This window comes from Streptomyces sp. NPDC058401 (genome assembly GCF_042722885.1).
GTDB lineage: Bacteria > Actinomycetota > Actinomycetes > Streptomycetales > Streptomycetaceae > Streptomyces.
Window position 1 is genome coordinate 1 of record NZ_JBHXKA010000018.1, and the last position, 20,437, is coordinate 20,437.

At 75.0% G+C, this 20,437-nt stretch carries 13 protein-coding genes and 1 pseudogene; 8 read left to right on the forward strand and 6 right to left on the reverse strand.

Annotated elements, in window-relative coordinates; translation table 11 throughout:
• Window positions 1-291: 291 nt before the first annotated feature.
• Window positions 292-3,312: a phosphodiester glycosidase family protein gene (locus tag ACFWNV_RS09375; protein ID WP_383942964.1), complete on the reverse strand. Its 3,021-nt coding sequence runs from the start codon at window positions 3,310-3,312 to the stop codon at window positions 292-294.
• A gap of 226 nt (window positions 3,313-3,538) precedes the next feature.
• Here ACFWNV_RS09375 and ACFWNV_RS09380 point away from each other — a divergent pair, with 226 nt between their 5' ends.
• Window positions 3,539-4,363, forward strand: a complete 825-nt coding sequence (locus ACFWNV_RS09380) for a DUF4328 domain-containing protein (protein ID WP_383942967.1) — start codon at window positions 3,539-3,541, stop codon at window positions 4,361-4,363.
• 40 nt (window positions 4,364-4,403) lie between these two features.
• On the opposite strand, the gene ACFWNV_RS09385 is transcribed toward ACFWNV_RS09380, so the two are convergent.
• Entirely contained in the window at window positions 4,404-6,647 is a 2,244-nt protein-coding gene (locus ACFWNV_RS09385) for a SpoIIE family protein phosphatase (protein ID WP_383942970.1), read from the reverse strand.
• A 395-nt stretch (window positions 6,648-7,042) separates the two neighbouring features.
• Between ACFWNV_RS09385 and ACFWNV_RS09390 the strand changes: the two genes are divergently transcribed.
• Together ACFWNV_RS09390 and ACFWNV_RS09395 are read left to right on the forward strand one after the other, a co-directional pair.
• The gene (locus ACFWNV_RS09390; RefSeq protein WP_383942972.1) at window positions 7,043-8,431 is read left to right on the forward strand and encodes an SPFH domain-containing protein; all 1,389 of its coding nucleotides are present in this window, start codon (window positions 7,043-7,045) and stop codon (window positions 8,429-8,431) included.
• Between the two features lie 29 nt (window positions 8,432-8,460).
• The gene (locus ACFWNV_RS09395; RefSeq protein WP_383942975.1) at window positions 8,461-9,405 is read left to right on the forward strand and encodes a C40 family peptidase; all 945 of its coding nucleotides are present in this window, start codon (window positions 8,461-8,463) and stop codon (window positions 9,403-9,405) included.
• A gap of 486 nt (window positions 9,406-9,891) precedes the next feature.
• Here ACFWNV_RS09395 and ACFWNV_RS09400 read toward each other — a convergent pair.
• A pseudogene (locus tag ACFWNV_RS09400) lies at window positions 9,892-11,199 on the reverse strand (DUF6777 domain-containing protein); the annotation flags it as partial.
• A gap of 349 nt (window positions 11,200-11,548) precedes the next feature.
• Between ACFWNV_RS09400 and ACFWNV_RS09405 the strand changes: the two are divergent.
• Window positions 11,549-12,832 carry a streptophobe family protein gene (locus ACFWNV_RS09405; protein WP_383942978.1) on the forward strand — a complete coding sequence of 428 codons (1,284 nt, stop codon included), beginning with the start codon at window positions 11,549-11,551 and terminating at the stop codon, window positions 12,830-12,832.
• A 54-nt stretch (window positions 12,833-12,886) separates the two neighbouring features.
• Window positions 12,887-13,279, forward strand: a complete 393-nt coding sequence (locus ACFWNV_RS09410) for a hypothetical protein (protein WP_383942981.1) — start codon at window positions 12,887-12,889, stop codon at window positions 13,277-13,279.
• A 24-nt stretch (window positions 13,280-13,303) separates the two neighbouring features.
• Here ACFWNV_RS09410 and ACFWNV_RS09415 read toward each other — a convergent pair whose 3' ends face one another.
• The 3 genes from ACFWNV_RS09415 to ACFWNV_RS09425 are packed head-to-tail and all read right to left on the reverse strand — an operon-like array spanning window position 13,304 to window position 17,273.
• Window positions 13,304-14,284 (reverse strand): serine/threonine-protein kinase, encoded by a 981-nt coding sequence (locus ACFWNV_RS09415; protein ID WP_383942984.1) that lies wholly within the window; start codon window positions 14,282-14,284, stop codon window positions 13,304-13,306.
• Window positions 14,284-14,919: a hypothetical protein gene (locus tag ACFWNV_RS09420; protein WP_383942987.1), complete on the reverse strand. Its 636-nt coding sequence runs from the start codon at window positions 14,917-14,919 to the stop codon at window positions 14,284-14,286. Before ACFWNV_RS09420 ends, ACFWNV_RS09415 begins: the two co-directional genes overlap by 1 nt.
• Window positions 14,920-14,924: 5 nt before the next feature.
• Window positions 14,925-17,273 (reverse strand): FHA domain-containing protein, encoded by a 2,349-nt coding sequence (locus ACFWNV_RS09425; protein WP_383942990.1) that lies wholly within the window; start codon window positions 17,271-17,273, stop codon window positions 14,925-14,927.
• A 169-nt stretch (window positions 17,274-17,442) separates the two neighbouring features.
• On the opposite strand from ACFWNV_RS09425, the gene ACFWNV_RS09430 reads away from it, so the two are divergent.
• From ACFWNV_RS09430 to ACFWNV_RS09440, 3 genes are all read left to right on the forward strand, one after another.
• On the forward strand, window positions 17,443-18,516 hold the full coding sequence (locus ACFWNV_RS09430; RefSeq protein WP_383942992.1) for a cation diffusion facilitator family transporter: 1,074 nt from the start codon (window positions 17,443-17,445) through the stop codon (window positions 18,514-18,516).
• An 89-nt stretch (window positions 18,517-18,605) separates the two neighbouring features.
• Window positions 18,606-19,106 (forward strand): NUDIX domain-containing protein, encoded by a 501-nt coding sequence (locus ACFWNV_RS09435; protein ID WP_383942995.1) that lies wholly within the window; start codon window positions 18,606-18,608, stop codon window positions 19,104-19,106.
• A 48-nt stretch (window positions 19,107-19,154) separates the two neighbouring features.
• Window positions 19,155-20,411, forward strand: coding sequence for a Tm-1-like ATP-binding domain-containing protein (locus ACFWNV_RS09440; protein WP_383942998.1), 1,257 nt, complete (start codon window positions 19,155-19,157; stop codon window positions 20,409-20,411).
• Window positions 20,412-20,437: the final 26 nt, after the last annotated feature.

The following is a 20,437-nucleotide window of genomic DNA, read 5'->3' on the forward strand; positions in this document are numbered from 1 at the left end:
GGCCCGGGGGCCCCGTCGGCCCGGTCGGCACGGGGGCCCGGTCGGCACGGCTGACCCGGTGGGCGCGGTCGGCCCGGTCGGCCCGGTCGGCCCGGTGGGCCCGGTCGGCCCGGCTGACCCGGTGGGCCCGGTCGGCACGGGGGCCCCGTCGGCCCGGTCGGCACGGGGGCCCCGTCGGCCCGGTCGGCACGGGGGCCCGGTCGGCCCGGTCGGCACGGGGGCCCGGTCGGCCTGTTCGGCCCGCCTGGCCCGCCTGGGCCGGCTGGCCCGGTCGGGCCTGGCTCCTCCGGCCTACCCGGCCTGCCCTGCCGTCCCTGCCGGCAGCACGGAGAGCCAGTCGTCCGTGGCGAAGGCGTCGGCGCCGATCACGGTGCGGCCGGTGTGCGGGGCGGCGACGGTGAGGACGCCCTCGGTGCGGCCGGCCGCGAAGCGGGGGGCGCCGACGGTGAGGACGACGGCCCGTTTGCCGGTGGCCCGGCGGAACTCCGCCAGCAGCCGCAGCCTCAGCGCGGCCTCCTTGCGGTCGACGGCCTGCGGCGCGTACGGCTCTACGACGGCCAGCGCGCCCGTACCCGGCTCCCGGGCGGCCGTCGCAAGGCCCGCGCGCAGGGCCGAGATCCGCTCCAGCCCGCCCCCGGCGAGGGTGGGCCGCGTGGAGCCGAGCGGCAGGAACCGCACCCCCCGGTGCACGAAGGCCGGCCGCCCGGCGCCGGTCAGCACGAAGTCGACGGCGGCGGCCCGCCCGGCTCCGGAGGCCGGCCGGACCCCGCCGGGAGCGACCGCGAACCGCCAGGGCCGTGAGTTCACCCGCGCCTCGGTGCCCACGATCGCATCGCGCTCGCCCCCCGTACGAACCACCCCGGTCGGCGGCGTCCGCGCCACCAGCCCGTCCACCACCACCCGCGGCCCCCCAACCCCGGCACGCCCCTCGCCGCCGCCCCCGACCGAACCCCCGGCGGAGACATTGAGGGAGCCCGGGGCCAGGGCCAGGGCCGGAGCCGGTGCCGAGCCCAGGGACGGAGCCAAGCCCGAGCGCACCCCCGGAGCCCGAGCCGGGGCCGGAGCCAGGATCGGGGTCGGGGGCAGGGGCTTGGTCAGGGACTTGGTTCGGGTCCGGGTGTGGGGCTTCGTGCGGGTGGGGGCTGGGGTGGTGGCTGTTAGGTGGGTCAGTGTGAAGGGTGGGGGCGCCGTCTGTGGGAGGGGGAGGTCGATTTGGCGCCAGCCGGTCCAGTCCGCGGTGGGGCCGCGCAGGGTGATGGGGGCGCCCTCGCCGTCGGTTAGGTCCACTGCGGGGCGGGTGCCCGAGGCGTCGCCGTTCACCCAGAGGCGGAGGGAACGGGCCAGGTCGGGGATTCGGAGGGGGCGGGGCGGGGTCGCGGTGGCGGTGCCGCCCGCGGTGGGCGGGGCCAGGGCTAGGCCCCGGCCCGGATGACCCTCGCCGGGGGCGGCGCCGGTGCCGGTCCAGCGGGCGGCGTCTTCCAGGTCCGCGAGCGGCCGGTCCGACAGGCCGACCCCGAGGGCCAGTTCGGCCGCGGTCACGGAGGAACCGCGTACCGTGGCGCGTACGTGCCCGGCCGCGCTTGGGACCAGGGCGGTCACCGTGAATCCGCCTCGCCCGTCGTCGGCGACGCTCCACCGGGAACGGTCGAAGTCCAGCTCCACGTCCCGGGGTTCGATGACGGCGGCGGCGCCCTGCGCGTCGTAGCCGGTCAGTACGAACCGCGCCCGCTCCCCCTCCTCCGCGAGCCCGATCCGGTCCGGAACCGCCCGGACCCGGGTCACCGCACCGAGGACCTGCAAGCGCAGCGCACCGTGCGCCGGTCCCCGCTCCGCCCGCGCCTCCACCGGACCGGGCGCGGCCGCGCGCAACCCGCCGGCGGAGTCGATCCGGCCGCCGCCCCCGGGGAGGGACCACGACGGGGCCGCCTCCTGCGCGGGCACCGGGCCGAGCAGCGCGTCGTAGGGGGTGGCCCTGAGGGTCCGGGTCAGGCCGGGGAAGGCGCGCGCCGCGCCGCCGACGGGCTCGATCCGGTAGCCCGCGGCGCGGCCGGTGCCGGCCGGGGCGGTCAGGACCAGACCGTTGGGGACCGGGCGCTGGCGGCCGTCGGACGGGGAGTTCTCCACGGCTAGGGCCGACTCCCCGGTCAGCGCCGCGAGCAGCGTCGAGGAGCCGCCGCCGTCCAGGTTGAGGGCCTCGTGGGCGCCGAGGCGGTGCATCAGCCGGCCGAGCGCCGTCAGGGTCAGGCCGCCGCTGTCGCGCTGGCGGCCGTCGACGGTGACCAACCGGGCCCGGCGGCCGTCGCGGGAGAAGCCGACGGCGGTGCGGGGCGCGGCCGCGTTGTTCGGCTCGCCGTCGTGGTTCTGCGGGACCCCGGCCACCACGAGCGCCTCCCGGCCCCCGACCGCTCCCGCCGGAAGCCGCCCGCCCCCGGCCGCGACGGCCCGGGCCGCCACGGCGACCGCGTCCCCGGGGCGCAGCGCGGCGAGTTCCGGCGCCGCCGTGCCCGCCGCGACCAGCAGGGTGGTCCCGGGTGCGGGACGCTCCCGGCGCGCGGGCCGGCGTACCGCCGCGCGCACGGCCGCGACCCGGCCGTCGCGCAGTTCCACCGCCGGTCCGGACGCGGGGATGGCGTCCGCCGGCCAGTCGGCGGTGTAGGCGGCGAAGCCCTCGGCGGGCGGCCGCGCGGTGTTGAAACCGGCGAGCGGGCGGACCGCGCCCCCGGGCAGGGTGACGCTCCCGTCGAGGGTCAGGCGGAGTACCCGGCCCAGCCCGTCGGCGTCGAATCCGACGGCCTGTCCGGCGCCGGGCGAGGCCGCGTGCAGCAGCCGTCCGGCGCCGATGCCGGGGCCGAGCGGGGCGCCCGTACCCCGGATGTCGAAGAAGTCGCCGTTCACGGCGGCGACCACGCGGCGGCCCGGCCCGGCGCGGTGGCGGGCGGCGGAGTCGGAGAGGGTGGCGGGGCCCCGGCCGCCGAGGTACTCCGCACGCACACCGGCACCGGCACCCGCACCGGCACCCGCACCCGCACCCGCACCCGCACCCGCACCCGCACCGAGGCTCCCATCCACAGCCGCGCCCCCGCCCCCCAGCCGCACGTCGAGTTCGTCGATGCGCAGCCACCGGTCGGCTTCGAGCCGGTCGTACGACTCCAGCCGCACCCCGGGTGCGATCTGCCGGGCGGTACGGGCCGTTTCGATCCCCGCGCCCGCGCCGCTCCCGGAGGCGTGGGCCGACGGGGGCGCCGGGGCCACGAGCAGCACGGTGAGCAGGGCCGGCAGCATGACGGGCAGGAGCGGGCGCAGGGGGGACATCCAGGCAGGATCTGCCAGCCCCGGACATATGAGCACATGAACACAGCGCGAGTCGGGAGTATCAGCCATTCGCCCGCCCCGGCCTGAGCCCCCGGCCTGAGCCCTCGGCCTCGGCCCCGACGGGATCCGGCCGGCCCGGGTAGCCGTCCGGGCGACCAAGCCATCCAAAGGTGCGGTCTGAAATGTTGGCCCCGCCCAGTCCGCCTGTTCCCGGGGGTACCCCTTCATGTCTTTCAGAGCGACCGGCTCACCGCAGCCCGTCGACCCCGCCCAGCAGACGCCGCCGAAGGTGCCCTCCCCCCGGCAGTCCTCCCCGCAGGGCGGCCGGGAGCGCACCCGGCGGGCGGTCTCCGCCGAGCCGTCGCCGGAGGAGTTCGCCCCGGAACCCCTCTCCCTGCTGCGCCCGCCCGGGGGGCTCGCGACGGCCACGACCGTCCTGCTCGCACTCTCCGGCCTGTACGCCCTGCTCCTGACCGGAACCGGCCTGTACCTCGGCGCGGCCCTGCGGGACGGGAGCTACCCGGATGCGGGGACCGAGGACGGCCGCACCCTGCCGGACACCTTGATGGCCCTGGCGGGCCTGCTGGAGATTCCGCTGCTGATCGTCACCGCGGCGCTGTTCGTCGCCTGGTTCCACCGGGTCCACCACAACGCCCTGATCCTCGGCCGGGACGCGGTCACCCGGTCCGCGGCCTGGGCCGTCGGCGGCTGGTTCGTACCCTTCGCCTTCCTCCGCATCCCGTACCGGATGGCGAAGGAGATCTGGGCCGCCAGCCTCCGGCGCGGGCCGGACGGCGCCCGGCGGCCCGTCTCGACGGCGCCCGTCACCACGTGGTGGCTGGTGTGGATCTCCGCGCTGTTCGCCAGCCGCGTCTTCGGCATCCTCCACGACCGCGCCGCCGAGGCGGACGGGCTCGCGACGGCCGCCACCGCCGCCGCCGTGTACGGGGCGCTGCTGCTCGCGGCCTCCGTCTTCGCGATCCGCTTCGTACGCGCGCTCACGGCGATGCAGACGGCCCGGGGCGCGCAGGGCCCGTACGCGGCCCGGTAAGCCCCGGAACCCGGGGCCCCGCGCCCCTTCCGGCTCCCGCTCAGCCACCCGCACCCGGCCCGGCGGCCCCGCGCGCCCGCACGGCGCCGGGCTCCCCGGACGCAGGAGCGGGATCCGGCCGAACGGCTTCCGCGTGACCGGCATCCGCGTGACCGGCATCCGCGTGACCGGCTTCCGGGAAGCCGGAGGGAGACTGGACGGCGAACTCGCACCACACGCACTTCCCGCCGCCCCGCGGCTCCACGCCCCAGGCGTCCGCGAGCCGGTCCACCAGCATCAGGCCGCGTCCCGACACCGCCCAGTCGTCGGCCTCCCGGCGCCGGGGCAGCGCGCTGCTGGTGTCCTCCACCTCGATGCGGATCCGGCCCTCCGGGGTCAGCCGCATGCTGACCCCGCCGACGCCGTCCGTGTGGACCAGCGCGTTGGTCATCAGCTCGTCCGCCGCCAGCTCGATCTCGTCCGCCTGGTCCCACGCACCCCACGCCGCGGCGGCGGCCCGGATCAGGTGGCGGGCCATCGCCGGGGCGTCCGGGTCCCCGGGGGTGAGGCGGTGGCGCAGCGGGCCGCCGCCGCGCGGGAGCGGGGTGCCGCGCCGGCGCAGCAGGAGCAGGGCCATGTCGTCCCCGCCTCCCGAGTCCCCGACCAGGTCGCACAGCACGTCGGCGAGTTCCTCCACGTCCGCCGGCCCGTCCCGGACCGCCTCCATGAGCTCGTGCACCCCGGTGTCGGGGTCCCCGCCGGGCCGTTCGGTCAGGCCGTCCGTGCACAGCAGCAGGGTGTCCCCCGGGTGCAGTTCGAGGCTGGTGACGGGGTATCCCGTACCGGATCCGCCGGAAGCATCGGGGCCACCTGCTCCCCCCGCACCACCCGCCCCCGGCTCGCGCGCGGGCAGGCCCAGCGGCAGCCCGCCCGCCACCTGCACCCGGTGGCAACTGCCGTCGCCGCGCCGCACCACGGGGTCGATGTGCCCGGCACGGACCATCCGGGCCATGCCGCTGGTGAGGTCGATGTCGGCGTACGTGCACGTGGCGAAGCGTTCCGTCTCCAGGTCCCGGAGGAAGGCCGAGGCGCGCGCCATGGCCGCGCCGGGCGTGTGGCCCTCGGCGATGTACGCGCGCAGCGCGATGCGCAGCTGGCCCATGACGGCGGCGGCGTCCGTGTCGTGGCCCTCCACGTCGCCGATCATCACGCCGACCCGGCCCTCGCCGAGCGGGATCACGTCGTACCAGTCTCCGCCGATGTCCCGCCCCATCCGCGCGGCCCGGTACCGCACGGCGATCAGCGCACCCGCCACCTCCGGGATCCGGCGCGGCAGCATGGCCTTCTGGAGCCCCTCGGCGAGGTCGTGCTCCTGCTCGAAGAGGATGGCCCGCTGGAGGCTCTGCGCGATGCCGCTGCCCAGCGCCATCAGCACGTTGCGCTCCTCGGCGTCGAAGTCGCCCTCCCGGGTGTAGAGCAGTCCGAGCGCGCCGACGGGCCGGCCCTGGGCGATCAGCGGCAGGTAGACCCCGCTGCGGACGGCCAGCGGCTCGATGTACGGCCACAGGTCCGGGTAGCGGCGCTGGAACTCCTCGCGGGAGCCCAGGTACACCGGCAGCAGCGTCCGTACCGCCTCGCTCATCGGCAGGGGCGCGTCGATGCGCGTGTACTCGGTCTCCGGTACGTACGCCCCGAGCTGCCCCTCCGCGACCAGGTGGATCCGGCCGCCGTCCACCACGCCGAGCATGACGCTGACCGCGCCGAGGTGGCCGAGGGCCTCGGGGTCCTTCAGGACGTCGGTGACGTCGTTGACCGTGCGGGCGTGCGCCAGGATCGCCGTGGTCCGCTCGATCACCCCGGTCATCCGGCGCCGGCCCTCGTCGCGCTCACCGGCCGCGCCGGGCTCGCCCGGGTCGTGGACGGCGTCGCGGACGATCCCGATGACCCGGTACGGACGCCCGTGCGGGTCCCGCAGGATGCGGCCCTGGACATGGGTCCAGCCCGGGGCTCCGTCCCGGTCGCGGCTGCGCACGTAGGCCCCGTAGTGGGTGCGGCCGGTCTTCAGCGCCTGGGCGACCCGGGCGTCGAGCCGGGCCTCCTCGCCGGGCGCCAGGCGGACCCGCAGTCCGGCGGGCGTGCCCGTGAACTCCCCGGGGCGCAGGTCGAGGACCTCGAGCGCGGTGGTGTCCAGAAACATCTGCCCGCTGTCGAGGTCCCAGTCGAAGGTGCCCATGTGGTTGAGCGCGAGGCTCGTGTCCGTCCGGGCAGGCCACTCGACCTGGGGGGTCACTCCCCTTTCGGCCACACCTTCAGGGTCTCACTCTTCCCCTTCCCGCGCCGGTCCGTGCCGGTCCGCGCAGGGGCGTGGGCGCGAGCCCGGACGGCACGGGAAGGGGCGCGGGTTCGCGGTACGCGGAGGGCCGGTCCGGCGTGTCGAACGGGCCCCGCCCGGCCGGTGCGGTAGCGACGGCCCTCGGCACCGGATTCCGGGGCGAAAAAGGACCAAAGACCCGGCCTGTCGTGACTTTCGCCGAATGGGTGACTTGTACGATTTCGCGAAGATCGATCCGTTCATGATCATCTTTGCTGGCGTCAGGAACCCCCCGGCACGGGGTCGTTGACGCCCACGGCTGTGTGGGGTGTGGCTTGTCGCAAGCGCCGAAGTCGACCGGAGGACCGGCCGGAATACCGGGGGGAGGGGTGGAAGGGGCAACGGCAGGGACCCACGAAGAGCCCCGGACCCCCGGACGGATACCCACCCCGCTCGCGGGCTCCACCGGCCCCGGCGGCGACTCCCCCGATACCACCGACGTCACCGATGTCACCGACGCCGCGGTCTCCGGCCGAGAGTCTGGCCCCGGCTCGGACACCGGCTCGGGTTCCGGCGCCGCGGCCCGGACCGGGCGCGGGAGTCTGGTCGTTCGTCCGTACCGGGATCCGCTCGTGCTCGGCCCCCTCTTCCGCGACGAGGAGCCGGCCGGCGCCCGTACCCCGGGCACCCACGGCCCGGCGACTCCCGGCGGCCCGGTCGGACCCCGCCGGCCCGGGCCCGCACCGGCGGACCCGGACACCCTGCGGCAGCCCCCCGTCCACGCGGCGATACCCCGGCCCACCGCACCGGCCGCGGCGCGCACGACCGGCACGGCCGGCACGACCCAGCCCCGGACCCTTCCCGCCGTGCTCGACCCCGAGCTCACCGAACGCCCCGCGCGGGCCTGTTCCGGCTGGTGGGCGCTGCTCACCGCCGCGCTGGCCACGGGCGGCGCCGCCGCACTCGCCCGGTCCGAGGAGCTCCGCCCCTCCACCTCGCCCGCCGAGGCCTGGCCCCTGACCGTCGTCGGGTGCTGCGCGCTCCTCACGCTCGCCGCGCTCGGCGGACTGCGGCGCGGCCGCGCCGGCCAGGCCTGGTCGCTGACCCTCTTCGGCCGCTACCGCGGCACGATCCGGCGTACCGGCCTCATCTGGTCCAGCCCGGTCCCCCGGTACACCCGGGTCGACGTCCGGCTGCGCCACTGGCGCAGCGAGCCGCTCGGCGTCGTCGACTCCGAGGGCACCGCGCTGCGGTCCGTCGTCCTGGTCGTCTGGCGGGTCAGGGACACCGCCCGCGCGCTGCTGGCGGTCGACGACCACACCGCGTACCTGCGCGGGCAGGTGGAGTCCGCGACCGCCCGGGTGCTCTCCCGGATGCCCGCCGACTCCTTCGACCCCGAACCGCGGGGACCGGGCGGACCGGGCGGACCGGGCGGACCCGAGACCCTGCGCGACACCGAGGCCGTCGGCGACGAGCTGACCCGGCTGCTCGCCGCCGAGTGCAAGGCCGTCGGCATCGAAGTCTTCTCCGCCCGGCCGCTGCACGTCGAGTACGCCCCCGAGGTCGCCGCCGCGATGCAGCGCCGCCGGATCGCCTCGATCGACGCCCGGCACCGGGACTCCGTCCTCACCTCCGTGCTCGACGCCGTCGACGACACCGTTCACCGGATGTCGGACCGCGGGCTCGTGAGCCTGGACGACTACGAACGCAAGGCCCTGGTCAAGGACTTGACCGTGGCCTTCTACACGGCGCGCGGCCCTGCCGCCGACGCCCGTTGACGACACCCCCGATGGAAAAGGAATCCTGCATGCGCACGCCCGAGTTCACCGAAGAGATACCCGACAGCTGCGACTGCACCGGCTGCGCGCGCGGCGCGACGGCCATGACGGCCGCCTCGGCCCGCCGCCGCCGCTGCACCCTGCGCGGCGCCGTGGTCGCGGCCGTCGGTGCCACTCTGCTGATGGGTACCGGAGCGGGCGCCGCGTCCGCCGAGCCGGCACCGGCCCACGCCGGCTGGGACGGTTCCAAGTACTGGTACAAGGACGCGACCGGCTGGTGGCGCTGGACGCAGCACTACAGCAAGTACGCGGCGAACAGCGGCGGTTCATCCGCCGGCTCCTCGGCCTCTGCCTCGTCCTCGTCCCCCTCTCCCTCCTCCTCGTCCTCCGTACGCACCTCCGAGCCGACCTTCCGCGGCCGTGCGGGCTGGGACGCCACGGACCGCGTGTACTGGTACAAGGACGGCACCGGCTGGTGGCGCTGGACCCAGCACAAGGCCAAGTACGAGCGCTTCGCGGGCGGCTCCGGATCCGGCGGCGGCTCCTCCTCCGGCTCCTCCGGTTCATCCGGCTCCTCGGGCTCGTCCGGCTCCTCCGGAACGCCCGTCCGCCAGGGCACGGAAGGCGCCATCTCCTTCGCCAGCAGCCACCTCGGCGACCCCTACGTCTGGGGCGGCAACGGCCCTCGCGGCTGGGACTGCTCGGGCCTGGTCCAGGCCGCGTACCGCTCCGCGGGCATCACCCTCCCCCGCGTGGCCTCCGACCAGTACCGGGCCACCACCCCGATCTCCCGTTCCGAGCTGCGCCGCGGCGACCTGGTGTTCTGGACCTCGAACGGCAGTACCTCGGGCATCCACCACGTCGCCGTCTACCTCGGCGACGGCAAGTACATCGAGGCCCCCCGCCCCGGCAAGCAGGTCCGCGTCTCCAGCTTCAGCGCGTACAACCCGAACATGTACGGGCGCGTCCGCTAGCAGCGACCCCCGCACGACGGCGGCGTGACCAGACCTCCCCGAGGGCCATCGGCCCTCGGGGAGGTCTTCGTGTCGGACTGGACCCTACTGGTTGCCGTTACCGGCCGGACCTCCGTCCGAGTTCTGGTCGGTGCCGTCTCCGGGCCCGACCGCGGACGGCGGCGGCGGGGGCGGCGGCGGGGGCGCGATCGTGGTCGCGGGAATCGGCGGCGGGGGCGGCGGGGGCGTCGCCACCGGCGGGGGCGGGGGCGGGGGCGGCGGCAGTTCGGGCTGGGTCGAAACCAACGGCGGAGGCGTCGGCTTCGGCTTCGGCGGCTCGGGCTGCGCAGAGGAGATCTTGGGCGGGCTCGGAGGCTGCGGCGCCGCCGAGCTCCGCGGGGGCGTCGGCACTACCGCGCTCTTCGAGGGCGAAGGCGACACGGACGGCGTCGGCGACTGCGACTTCCGGTCCGCGGACGGCGAGGTGGAGGCCGACTCCGACGGCGAGACGGACGGGGACTGCGAGGGGGACGGTGACTTCGAGGGGGACTCGGACCCGGTCACCGACGCCGACACGGACTCCGAAGGCGACACCGTCGGGGACGGGGAGGTGAGCGTCGGGGACGGCGAAGTGAGCGTCGGCGACGGAGAGGTGACCGTCGGAGACGGCGAAGTGAGCGTCGGAGACGGAGAGGTGACCGTCGGAGACGGCGACGTGAACGTCGGAGACGGCGACGTGAACGTCGGAGACGGCGAAGTGAACGTCGGCGTCGGCGTCGGGGTCGGGGTGGGGAAGATCGGGGTGTGGATCACCGGCGGCGGGACCGGCCTGTCGTGGCGGCCGTGGTGGTCGCCACGGTCACGCTCGAACCAGCGGCGGTCGTGGTAGTCGTAGATCACGAAGTTGTTCACGATGGTCACGGACGGGGCGATGACCACGACCTGCGAGGGCTGGTACGCGGTCCAAGGCTGCCCGAACCGCTTCGGGTTGGCCTGCAGCGCCACCGGCGGCCCGAGCGGGTTGCCGCAGGCGCAGCGGACCCGCGGTACCCCGCGGTCGTCCACGAGCACGGCGGTCCCTGCCTGGAGCACGGACTGGTAGCTGGTGGAGCGCCCGTCCACGTAGCCGTGGTTGGTGACCCGGGTGTCCACCCGGAGCTGGACCGGGGTGAGGGAGCGCAGGTACCCCGGCACGGACGCCGGCTGGATGCCGAGACCGGAGGCGAAGGCGGCGTTCTTGGCGGGCTGCGCCGAGAGCACCCGTATCTGCTTCTCGACGTCGCAGGCGGGCACGGACGGCGTGCCCGCGTACAGCTCGGGCGAGGCCCCGCTGACGCTGCGGGTGGCCGTGGTCGCCGCGGCCGAGGGGGTCTTCGCCGGGGGGTTCGACCCGGGCTTCGTCTCCGCCGCCGAGGGCGTCGAGGCCGGCGGAGGAGTCGCGGGCGGCGGGGTCTCGGGCTGCGCCGTGGCCTGCTTCGAGGCGGTGGACTCGGTGAAGGGGTCGGGCCCGGAGGCCGCCGCGGGCTGGAGGAAGACCTCGTTGCCCGCGGAGGTGGTGGTGCCCCCGCCGCCGCTGGGCCTGGTCAGTACGACGGCCAGGGTCACGGCGGCGGCGAGGGCGACGATCGTGGTGGCGAGCCGGGGTACGGAGCGCCACCAGGCCTTGTGCGGGGGCTCGGGGGGGCCGGGGGGCACCCCGCTCCCGGATCCTCCGGGAGGGGCCGGCGGTGGCGGTGGCGGCGGGCCTTCCCGGCCCCCGGAGAGGGGCCCGGAGGGAGGTCCCGTGGGGCGCCCGGACGAGGACGACGGCGGCTGCGAGGGCGGCTGTGACGGCTGTGTGGGCCACGGCGGCTGCTGGCCGGAGGGTTGAGTGGTCACGGGCTCTTCTTCCCAGGCGGAGGGGTTCCGGTCCCCTGTGGACGTCCCGCTGCGGCCCATGCCCGGCCTCACGTGGCTGCACCGGGCCTTACCAGGCCCTACGTGGCCACACCTGGCCTGCGTGCGGTGCTCCGCGGAGGTTCCGATGGGGAACTTCTGCGGGGCATCAGCGGAAATCTCCGGATTTCATGCACTCCTGGCGACCATTGTGTGCGCCGTCCGGGTGGTGCCCGCAAGCGGAGCCGTCCGGGTGGTGGCCTCAGGCGGAGCTGCCTACGGTGGCAGGATGAGCCCTACAACGGCACCGGCCGCGCGAGCCTGGCTCGACTCCCTCGTCGCGGTCCTCGCGGGCTTCGTGGTGATGGCCGTGGTCGCCTCCGCGGGGCTCGTCCTCGCCGGCGCCGGCGGTCTGCCCGGCGGCGCGTTCCCGCACGTCGTGGCCGCCGTGGTGCTGATGGCCGCGGGCGGGTCGGTCGACGTGACGGGCGGGGCCGGCTTCCTGGCCGGGGCCGACGCGAGCCTGTCCCTGCTCCCCCTCTCCGTGAGCCTGGCCGGCGCACTGACCACCGGCTGGCTCTTCCTGCGCCCCCTGCACAACCGCGCCGTGGCGGGAGTGCGCGAACTCCTCGCCCGCGCCGTGCCCTTGGTGCTCCTCTGGCTGGCCGCGCTGACCGGCACGGCCCTGCTGGCCCGCCAGAACTTCGCGATCTCCACCGGCGATTCGATCCTCGGCGACATCGGCGAAGTCCTCGACGCCAGCCCGACGGTGGGCTTCGAAGCGGCGATCCCCGCGAGCCTCGGCTTCGGACTGCTCTGGATCCTGGGCCTGTTGCTGGTCTCCCTGCTGGTGTCCCGCCGCGCACCGCTCCCGACGGGGCTGGTCCGCTTCCACGCGGCGGTGCGGCCGGCCGCGTTCGCCGTGGTCGCGCTGCTCCTCGCGTACGTCGTCCTCGGGATCGGCGTCGGCCTGGTGGTGGCGGGGACCCGGGGGCACGCGGACCGCACCCTGGCGGTGATCCTGCTGGGTCTGCCCAACCTGGTCTGGCCCGCCCTCACCCTCGGCTTCGGCGGGGCCTGGGAGGGCAAGGCCGAAGGGCCGTTCGGGCTGCCGGTACCGAAGGTCCTGGACGAGGTGCTGCGCACGACCGGCCAGGGCTCCGCCCCGGACCTGTCCACCATCGACGTGGCCTCGCTCGCGGAGCGGGACTCCCGGGCGTGGTGGCTCGTCGTCCTGGCCGTCGTCCTCCTGCTCGCCGCCGGCGCCCTGGCCGCCGCCCGCTCGCCCGCGCACGTCCGCGCCTGGCAGCACGCCCTCCACCTGGCCGTCGCCCTGGCCCTGGCCACCCTGGTGGTCTGCCTGCTGGCCCGGATCCAGGCCCAGTTCGGCCTCTCCCTGCTGGGCATCGGCGACGCCGACGAACTCAGTGGAGAGGTGGAGCTGCGCCCGCTGCTCTGGCGCACGGTCGGGTTCGCGTTCCTCGCGGGCGGGGTGGCGGGTTTCCTCGGCGCCCTGCTCCCCCGCCGCCGGGGGCCCGAACCGACCCGACCGCCCGTTGCGCCGTTCGAGTGAACAGTCGCAAATCGGCTCATCGGGGGATCGTTTCCGCATGACACGCTGGTCTCCGTGAACATGACCAAAGGCCTGTTCCGGCCGCTTCACGCCGCTGGCCTGATCGCCCTCTCCGCGCTGGCCCTGACCCTCTCCACCGCCCTCCCCACCCAGGCGACCGGCCCCGCAGCCCGACACCTCTCCGGCGACACCGGCCGCAAGGACGCCTCGGCGCAGGCGGTGTCCGTCAGCAGGGTGTTCTGTCCGCGCGGCACGGCCGTGCAGTCCGGCGGGTACTCCACCAGCCACTGGGACCGCCGCCGCGACGGCACGCTCCGGCACACCGTCCTGGCCTCCTACCCCGTCGTCGACGCGGACGGCCGCAAGGGCTGGTACGCCTCGGCCGCGCACGCCGAGGTCACGGCCCACGTCGTGTGCGCGCCCTCCCCCGAGAAGGACCGGGACTAGGGCATCGGGACTGGAAACCCGGGCCTAGAACACCGGCAGTGCCCACCTGGGCGGCGGTGGCGGCGGCCCCTCGGAGGCCGACCGGGCGGGCGCGCGGACGAAGGCCGCCGCCCCGGCGCCCTCGCCCGCACCCGCCCGCCGCAGCGCCCCCGTGAACTCCAGGCAGCTCCCCCACCGGTCCTCGGGCGCCTTCGCGAGGGCCCGTGCCAGCACCTCGTCCACCCCGGGCGGGAGGCCCTCGCGCCGCGAGGACACGGCCGGCGGCGGATCGTACTGGTGGGCCCAGAGCAGCGCCATGTCGTCGTCGCGCTGGAACGGCGGGCCGCCGGCCAGCATTTCGTAGACCACGCACCCCAGGCTGTAGACGTCGCACCGGCCGTCGACCGGTTTCCCGGCGATCTGCTCGGGCGCCACGTAGTCCAGGGTCCCGACGAACTGCCCGACGGTCGTGAACCCGGTCAGCGACAGCGACTTCTTCGTCAGCCCGAAGTCGGTCAGGTAGACGTGCTCGGGGTGTTCGCTGTCGGTGCCGCCCGCGACCAGGATGTTGCCGGGCTTCACGTCCCGGTGCACCAGGTCGTGCGCGTGGGCGGCGTCCAGGGCCGAGGCGACCTGGCCGGCGATCCGGGCGGCGGCCTCCACGGGCAGCGGGCCCGTCCGGTCCAGCATGGCCCGCAGGTCCTGGCCGGCCACGTACCGCATGGCGATGTACAGCATCCCGTCGGTCTCCCCCGCCTCGAAGACGGGCACGATGTGCGGGTGGTCGATGGCCGCCGCCACCTTCGACTCGTGCGCGAACCGCTGCCGGAAGACGTCGTTGCGCGCCAGTTCGGGCGCGAGGAGCTTGAGCGCGACCGTCCGGTCGAGCCGCACGTCGTGCGCCCGGTAGACGACGGCCATCCCCCCGCGCCCGATCTCGGCCTCCACCACGTACCCGGCGATCCGCCGCCCCCGCAGGTCGGACTCCCGCCCGCGGAACGGCTCCGCGGCCGGACCGGAGCCCATCAGCCCGCCTCCGGCCCGGGCAGCTCCACGATCCTCGTGGGTTCGTGCGGCGCGTCCGGACCATGCGGAACATCTCGTACGTCGCCCCCGCCCTCGGTGTCGGCTTCCGCCGGCGGGGTCTGCGGCGCGGGCGGGGCACCGGGTCCCGTGACGACCGCGTAGGTGGCCAGGCGGCTCCCGTCCCCGTACATCCACCGTCCCGCCGCCTCGTCGTAGAGCCACACGGACTCCCCGTCGACGACGACGCCGACGCGCAGTCCGCGCAGGGAGCGCCGGAAGGATTCGGGGTCGGTCCGCCCGGCCGCGAGGTCGGTGACGGCCCGCCGGTAGCGTTCCAGTTCCTCCGTGCACCGGGCGAGCATCGGCTGGGGGTCCTCGACGCGCGTCAGCGGGCGTCCGCCGGTCGGCGGGGGCTGCGGCACGGCCAGGAGCAGCCGTCCGTCCACCCAGGCGGACCATCCGTTGGCGCACAGGATCTCCCCCCACTCGCCGCGCCGGGACAGCAGCCGTACGGGCAGGAAGGCGTCGAGCGGCACGGTCGGCCTGGACAGGTCCGGGGTCTCCCATGCGGGGAGGCCGTCCTGCGGGACGATGTGGGTGGGCCGGAAGTCCGCGGCTTGGCCGGGGCTGGTCATCGCGGCTACTTCCGCATGATGGCCGGCTCGTGGCGCCTCAGCACCCGGCCGACCAGCACGCCGAACAGCACCGCCAGGCCGGCCAGCGCCCCCACCTCCATGAGCCACAGCCGGGGTTTGTGGTCGAACAGCGGGTCCTGGGTGATCTTGCCGGGCACGATGGCGCCGAGGTCGATGGTGGCCGACATGGCGCCCATGGCCCAGCGGGCCGGCACGAACCAGGCGAACTGTTCGATGACGGGGACCCCGGTGAGTTTCAGCAGGGAGCCGCAGAAGACGACCTGCACGATGGTGAGCAGGACCAGCAGCGGCATGGTGACCTCTTCCTTGGACACCAGGGCGGAGATCAGCAGTCCGAGCACCATGGCGGTCACGGACAGCAGGGCGACGACCAGGGTGATCTCGACGAGCGGGGGCAGGAAGAGGCCCTTGCCGCCGGGGGCGTTGGTCTTGACCCCGGCGAGACCGACGAGGGTGAGGACCACGGCCTGGCCGATGGTGATGGCGCCGAGGACCACCACCTTGGACATCAGGTAGGCCGACCGGGAGAGGCCCACGGCGCGTTCGCGCTGGTAGATGACGCGTTCCTTGACCAGTTCACGGACGGCGTTGGCGGCTCCGGTCAGGACCCCGCCCACGCACAGGATGAACAGGGCGTTGAGCGCCGTCTCCGCGGTGAGCTCGCTGCCGGCCAGCGCGCGGGCCATGGCCCCCATGACGAACGGCAGGGCGACCATGATGATCAGGAAGGTGCGGTCGGCGCTGAGCACGGCGGCGTACCGGCGGATCAGGGTGGAGAGCTGCGAACCCCAGCTCTGTGCCTTGGGCGGCGGCTTCGGCGGGATGCCCGCGGCCCATTCGCCGGCCCCCGCGAGCGGGACCCGGCCGGCGACGTCCACGTAGCGGCGGTACAGCGGCGAGGACCGGTGTTCCCCGGCCCAGTCGCGCTCGCGCTCGTTCTCGAAGGCCTCGAAGGCCTCGGGCCACTGCTCGAAGCCGAAGAAGCCGAGCGCCTCGTCCGGAGGCCCGTAGTACGCGATGCGGCCTCCGGGCGCGAGGACCAGGAGGCGGTCGCAGACGCTCAGGTTGAGGACGCTGTGGGTGACGACGATGACCGTGCGGCCGTCGTCGGCGAGGCCGCGCAGCATGTTCATCACCGAGCGGTCCATGCCCGGGTCGAGCCCGGAGGTGGGTTCGTCCAGGAAGAGCAGGGAGGGCTTGGTCAGCAGTTCCAGGGCCACGGAGACGCGTTTGCGCTGGCCGCCGGAGAGGCTGTGGATGGGCTGGTCGGCACGTTGCTGGAGGCCGAGTTCGCCGATCACCTCGTCGACCCGGGCCTCGCGTTCGGCCTTGGCGGTGTCCTGCGGGAAGCGCAGCTCGGCGGCGTAGACGAGGGCGCGGCGCACGGTGAGCTGGGCGTGCAGGATGTCGTCCTGCGGGACGAGGCCGATGCGGCTGCGCAGTTCGGCGTAGTCCCGGTAGAGGTCGCGGCCGTCGTAGAAGACGGTGCCGTGGTCGGCGGGGCGCAGGCCGGTGAGCGCGCCGAGGAGGGTCGACTTGCCGGCGCCGCTGGGGCCCACCACCGCGAGCAGGGTGGTGGCGCCGACGGGGAAGGAGACGTGGTCGAGGAGGGTCTTGCGGCCGTTGTCGACGGCCACGCCGAGGTCCTGGACGTCGAGGGAGACCTGGCCGGTGTCCACGTACTCCTGCAGCTGGTCGCCGACCATGCAGAAGGCGGAGTGGCCGATGCCGACGACGTCGCCCTCGCCGATGGCGGCGGCCCCGGTGAGGCGGGCGCCGTTGAGGTACGTGCCGTTGTGGCTGCCGAGGTCGGCGATCTCGTACCGGCCGTCGGGGCGGGCGCGCAGTTCGGCGTGGTGGCGGGAGACGACGAGGTCGTCGACGACGAGGTCGTTGTCGGGGGCCCGGCCGATGCGGACGGCTGCCTGGTGGGCCAGCGGGCGGACCGAGGTCGGCTGCCGGAAGGTGCTGGTCATGTCCGGGCGGGAGACCGAGGAGGGGCGGGAGACGGCGGCGGGTTCGGCGAAGCGGACGCGCGGTCCGTCGGCGGCGCTGCCGAAGCGCAGCTCGCTGCCTACGCCGACCGCCCACTCGCGGACGCGGTGGCCGTCGACCCACGTGCCGTTGGTGCTGTCCTCGTCCTCCAGGGTCCAGTGGTCGCCGTCCGGGCGCAGGACCGCGTGGTGCCAGGAGACGCGGGCGTCGTCGAGGCAGATCTCGCAGAGGGGGTCCCGGCCGACGTGGTAGGTCCGGCGCGGGCTCATCGCGGTGGACCCCCTGTCCGTTTCCAGGAGGAGTTCGGGCGCGGTCGGCACACCGGGGCGCTGGACCATGGGCCGATTTTCCCACGATCCGGCGCGCCCGGCATAACCGCAGGTCAGGCTGGCGTTATGGGTAATGACAACGGTCCCCGTTGCAGCCTTTGCCCATCGCCCCGAGGTGCGCTTCACTTCAGGCGGAGCGGAACGCGCGAGCGGTCCGCCACGACCCACGGGGGACACCATGAGCGCGCACGACCACGCGCCGCACGACCACGGCACCGCCGGCCACGAGGGCCACGGCGGTCACGGCGGCCTTGAGGAGTCCGGTCACGGTCACGCGGGTCACAGCCACGGGGTCGCCGCCGACGCCGACCGGCGCTGGCTCGGCATCGCCCTCGGCCTGATCGCGGGCTTCATGGCCATCGAGGTGGTCATCGGCGTCCTGGCGCATTCCCTGGCCCTGATCTCGGACGCCGCCCACATGCTGACGGACGCCGTCTCGATCGTCCTCGCGCTGATCGCGATGCGGCTGGCGGCCCGGCCGGCGCGCGGCGGTTTCACGTACGGCCTCAAGCGCGCGGAGATACTCTCCGCCCAGGCCAACGGCCTCACACTGCTGCTGCTGGCGGTCTGGCTGGCGTACGAGGCGGTACGGCGGCTGCTCGATCCGCCGCCCGTGGAGGGCGGGCTGGTGCTGGTGACGGCGCTCGCGGGCATCGTCGTCAACATCGTGGCGGCCTGGTGCATCTCGAAGGCGAACCGCACCTCCCTGGCCGTCGAGGGCGCCTACCAGCACATCCTCAACGACCTGTTCGCGTTCATCGGCACCGCCGTCGCGGGCCTGATCGTGCTCACCACCGGCTTCCGGCAGGCCGACTCGATCGCCTCGCTGGTCGTGGTCGTCCTGATGGTCAAGGCGGGCTACGGGCTGGTCCGCGAGTCCGGCCGGATCCTGCTGGAGGCCGCTCCGGCCCACGTGGACCCGGACACGGTCGGCGACCGCCTGGTCGGGCAGCCCCCGGTGACCGAGGTCCACGACCTGCACATCTGGACCATCACCTCCGGGCAGGCCGCCCTGTCCGCCCACGTGCTGGTGGCCCCGGAGGGGGACTGCCACGCCGTGCGCCGGGACCTGGAGGCGCTGCTGGCGAAGGAGTACGGGATCACGCACACCACCCTCCAGGTGGACCACGCCCAGGACTCCCTCCTCACGGTCGGCCGCCCCGGCGAGGACCGGACCGGATCGGACCGGGCCGACTCGCACTGCGCGGGCGCCCACGGGCCGGTGCACCGCCAGGGTCCGCACGACCACTGAGCCGGCGCCCGAGGGGCCGCCTGAGCCTGCCCCCGAGCCGCCACGAGAGCCGCCGCCTGAGGGGCGCCCGGACGGGGTAGGGATGGGCCATGACCGCGAAGCGCAGCGCCGGGCTCCTCCTGTTCAGGCAGCCCGGCACCACGGACGACACCCCCACCGCCGACCGGCCCGTCGAGATCCTGCTCGGCCACATGGGCGGCCCGCTCTGGGAGCGCCGCGACGCGGGCGCCTGGGCGATCCCGAAGGGCGAGTACGGGCCGGACGAGACCCCGCGCGACGCGGCCCGCCGGGAGTTCGAGGAGGAGGTCGGGCTGCCGCCGCCCGAGGGTCCGTACCTGCCGCTGGGCGAGATCCGGATGGTCGGCGGCAAGCTCGTGACCATCTGGGCGGTGCGCGCGGACCTGGATCCGGCCCTCGCGGTCCACGGCACCTTCACGATGGAGTGGCCGCCGAAGTCGGGCCGGACGCAGGAGTTCCCCGAGCTGGACCGGGTGGAGTGGTTCACTCCCGCGGTGGCCAGAACCAAGCTGGTGGTGGCTCAGATTCCTTTCCTGGAAAGGCTGTTGGACGTACTCGCACATGAGGGTTGACCTGACCTTTACTTGCCAACAAACCCCACCTGCATGGACATTGCACGTATGACGAACGTCGTGCTGGTGGGAACCCTGGACACCAAGGGTGTGGAGTACGGCTGGTTGCGCGAGAGGCTGCTGCGCGCCGGCGTCGAAGTGATCACGGTCGACACAGGAATCATGAACGAGCCCCGGGTGCCCGCCGACGTACCGCGCGAAGCGGTGGCGCGGGCCGCGGAAACGGAACTGTCCGAACTGCGTGCGGCCGCCGACCGGGGTGCGGCCGTCACCACGATGGCCCGGGGCGCGGAAGCGACCCTCTTACGCCTGCACGCCGAAGGCCGGCTGCACGGAGTCCTCGCGATCGGGGGCAGCGGCGGCACCTCCATCGCCACCAGGGCGATGCGCGCCCTGCCGCTCGGCGTTCCGAAGGTGATGGTCTCCTCCATGGCGTCCGGGGACGTGGCCCCGTACGTCGGATCGGCGGACATCACGATGATGTACAGCGTCGTGGACATCGCGGGGATCAACAGCATCTCGGCGCCGGTCCTGGCCAATGCCGTCGCGGCCGTCTCCGGAATGGCCGAGGCCTACGCGCGCTCCAGCCTGGAGCTGCACCGCCCGGCCCGGCTGGGCTCGGGGTCCCGGCCGCTGATCGCGGCGAGCATGGCGGGCGTGACCACGATCGGCGTGGACGCGGCCCGGGAACGGCTGACCGAACTGGGCTACGAGGTACTGGTCTTCCACGTCAGCGGCACCGGCGGCCGGACCCTGGAGACCCTGGCCGGCCAGGGGATCTTCGCCGGCGTCCTCGACCTGACGCTCAGCGAGCTCGCCGACGACCTGTGCGGCGGCATCCTGACCGCCGGACCCGACCGGCTCAGCGCGGCCGGGCGGGCCGGGATCCCGCAGGTGGTGAGCCTGGGGGCGCTGGACATGGTGAAGTTCGGGCCGATGGAGAGCCTGCCCGAACGGGTCCGGTACCGCCGGGTCCGCGTCCACAACCCCTCGATCACGGTGATCCGTACGACCGCGGCCGAATGCGCCGAACTCGGCCGCCGGGTCGCCGCCAAACTCCGTGCGGCCACCGGGCCCACGGCCGTCTGCGTCCCCCTGCGCGGACTGTCCACGCTCGGCGCCCCCGGCGGGCCCTACCACGACCCCGAAGCCGACGGGGCGCTGTTCTCGGCACTGCGCGACGGGCTGCGGGGCAGCGCCGCCCGGATCCACGACTACGACACCCACATCAACGATCCGGAGTTCGGGCGGGCGGCGGCCGACCGGCTGCACTCCATGATCGGGGCGCGGGCGGCCGCGGCCTGACGCCCCACTCCCCCGGCAGGGAACCG

Coding starts and splice junctions, on each gene's coding strand:
- ACFWNV_RS09375 (WP_383942964.1), bottom strand. CDS start 3,312: ATGTCCCCCCTGCGCCCGCTCCTGCCCGTCATGCTGCCGGCCCTGCTC.
- ACFWNV_RS09380 (WP_383942967.1), top strand. CDS start 3,539: ATGTCTTTCAGAGCGACCGGCTCACCGCAGCCCGTCGACCCCGCCCAG.
- ACFWNV_RS09395 (WP_383942975.1), top strand. CDS start 8,461: ATGCGCACGCCCGAGTTCACCGAAGAGATACCCGACAGCTGCGACTGC.
- ACFWNV_RS09405 (WP_383942978.1), top strand. CDS start 11,549: ATGAGCCCTACAACGGCACCGGCCGCGCGAGCCTGGCTCGACTCCCTC.
- ACFWNV_RS09415 (WP_383942984.1), bottom strand. CDS start 14,284: ATGGGCTCCGGTCCGGCCGCGGAGCCGTTCCGCGGGCGGGAGTCCGAC.
- ACFWNV_RS09420 (WP_383942987.1), bottom strand. CDS start 14,919: ATGACCAGCCCCGGCCAAGCCGCGGACTTCCGGCCCACCCACATCGTC.
- ACFWNV_RS09425 (WP_383942990.1), bottom strand. CDS start 17,273: ATGGTCCAGCGCCCCGGTGTGCCGACCGCGCCCGAACTCCTCCTGGAA.
- ACFWNV_RS09430 (WP_383942992.1), top strand. CDS start 17,443: ATGAGCGCGCACGACCACGCGCCGCACGACCACGGCACCGCCGGCCAC.
- ACFWNV_RS09435 (WP_383942995.1), top strand. CDS start 18,606: ATGACCGCGAAGCGCAGCGCCGGGCTCCTCCTGTTCAGGCAGCCCGGC.
- ACFWNV_RS09440 (WP_383942998.1), top strand. CDS start 19,155: ATGACGAACGTCGTGCTGGTGGGAACCCTGGACACCAAGGGTGTGGAG.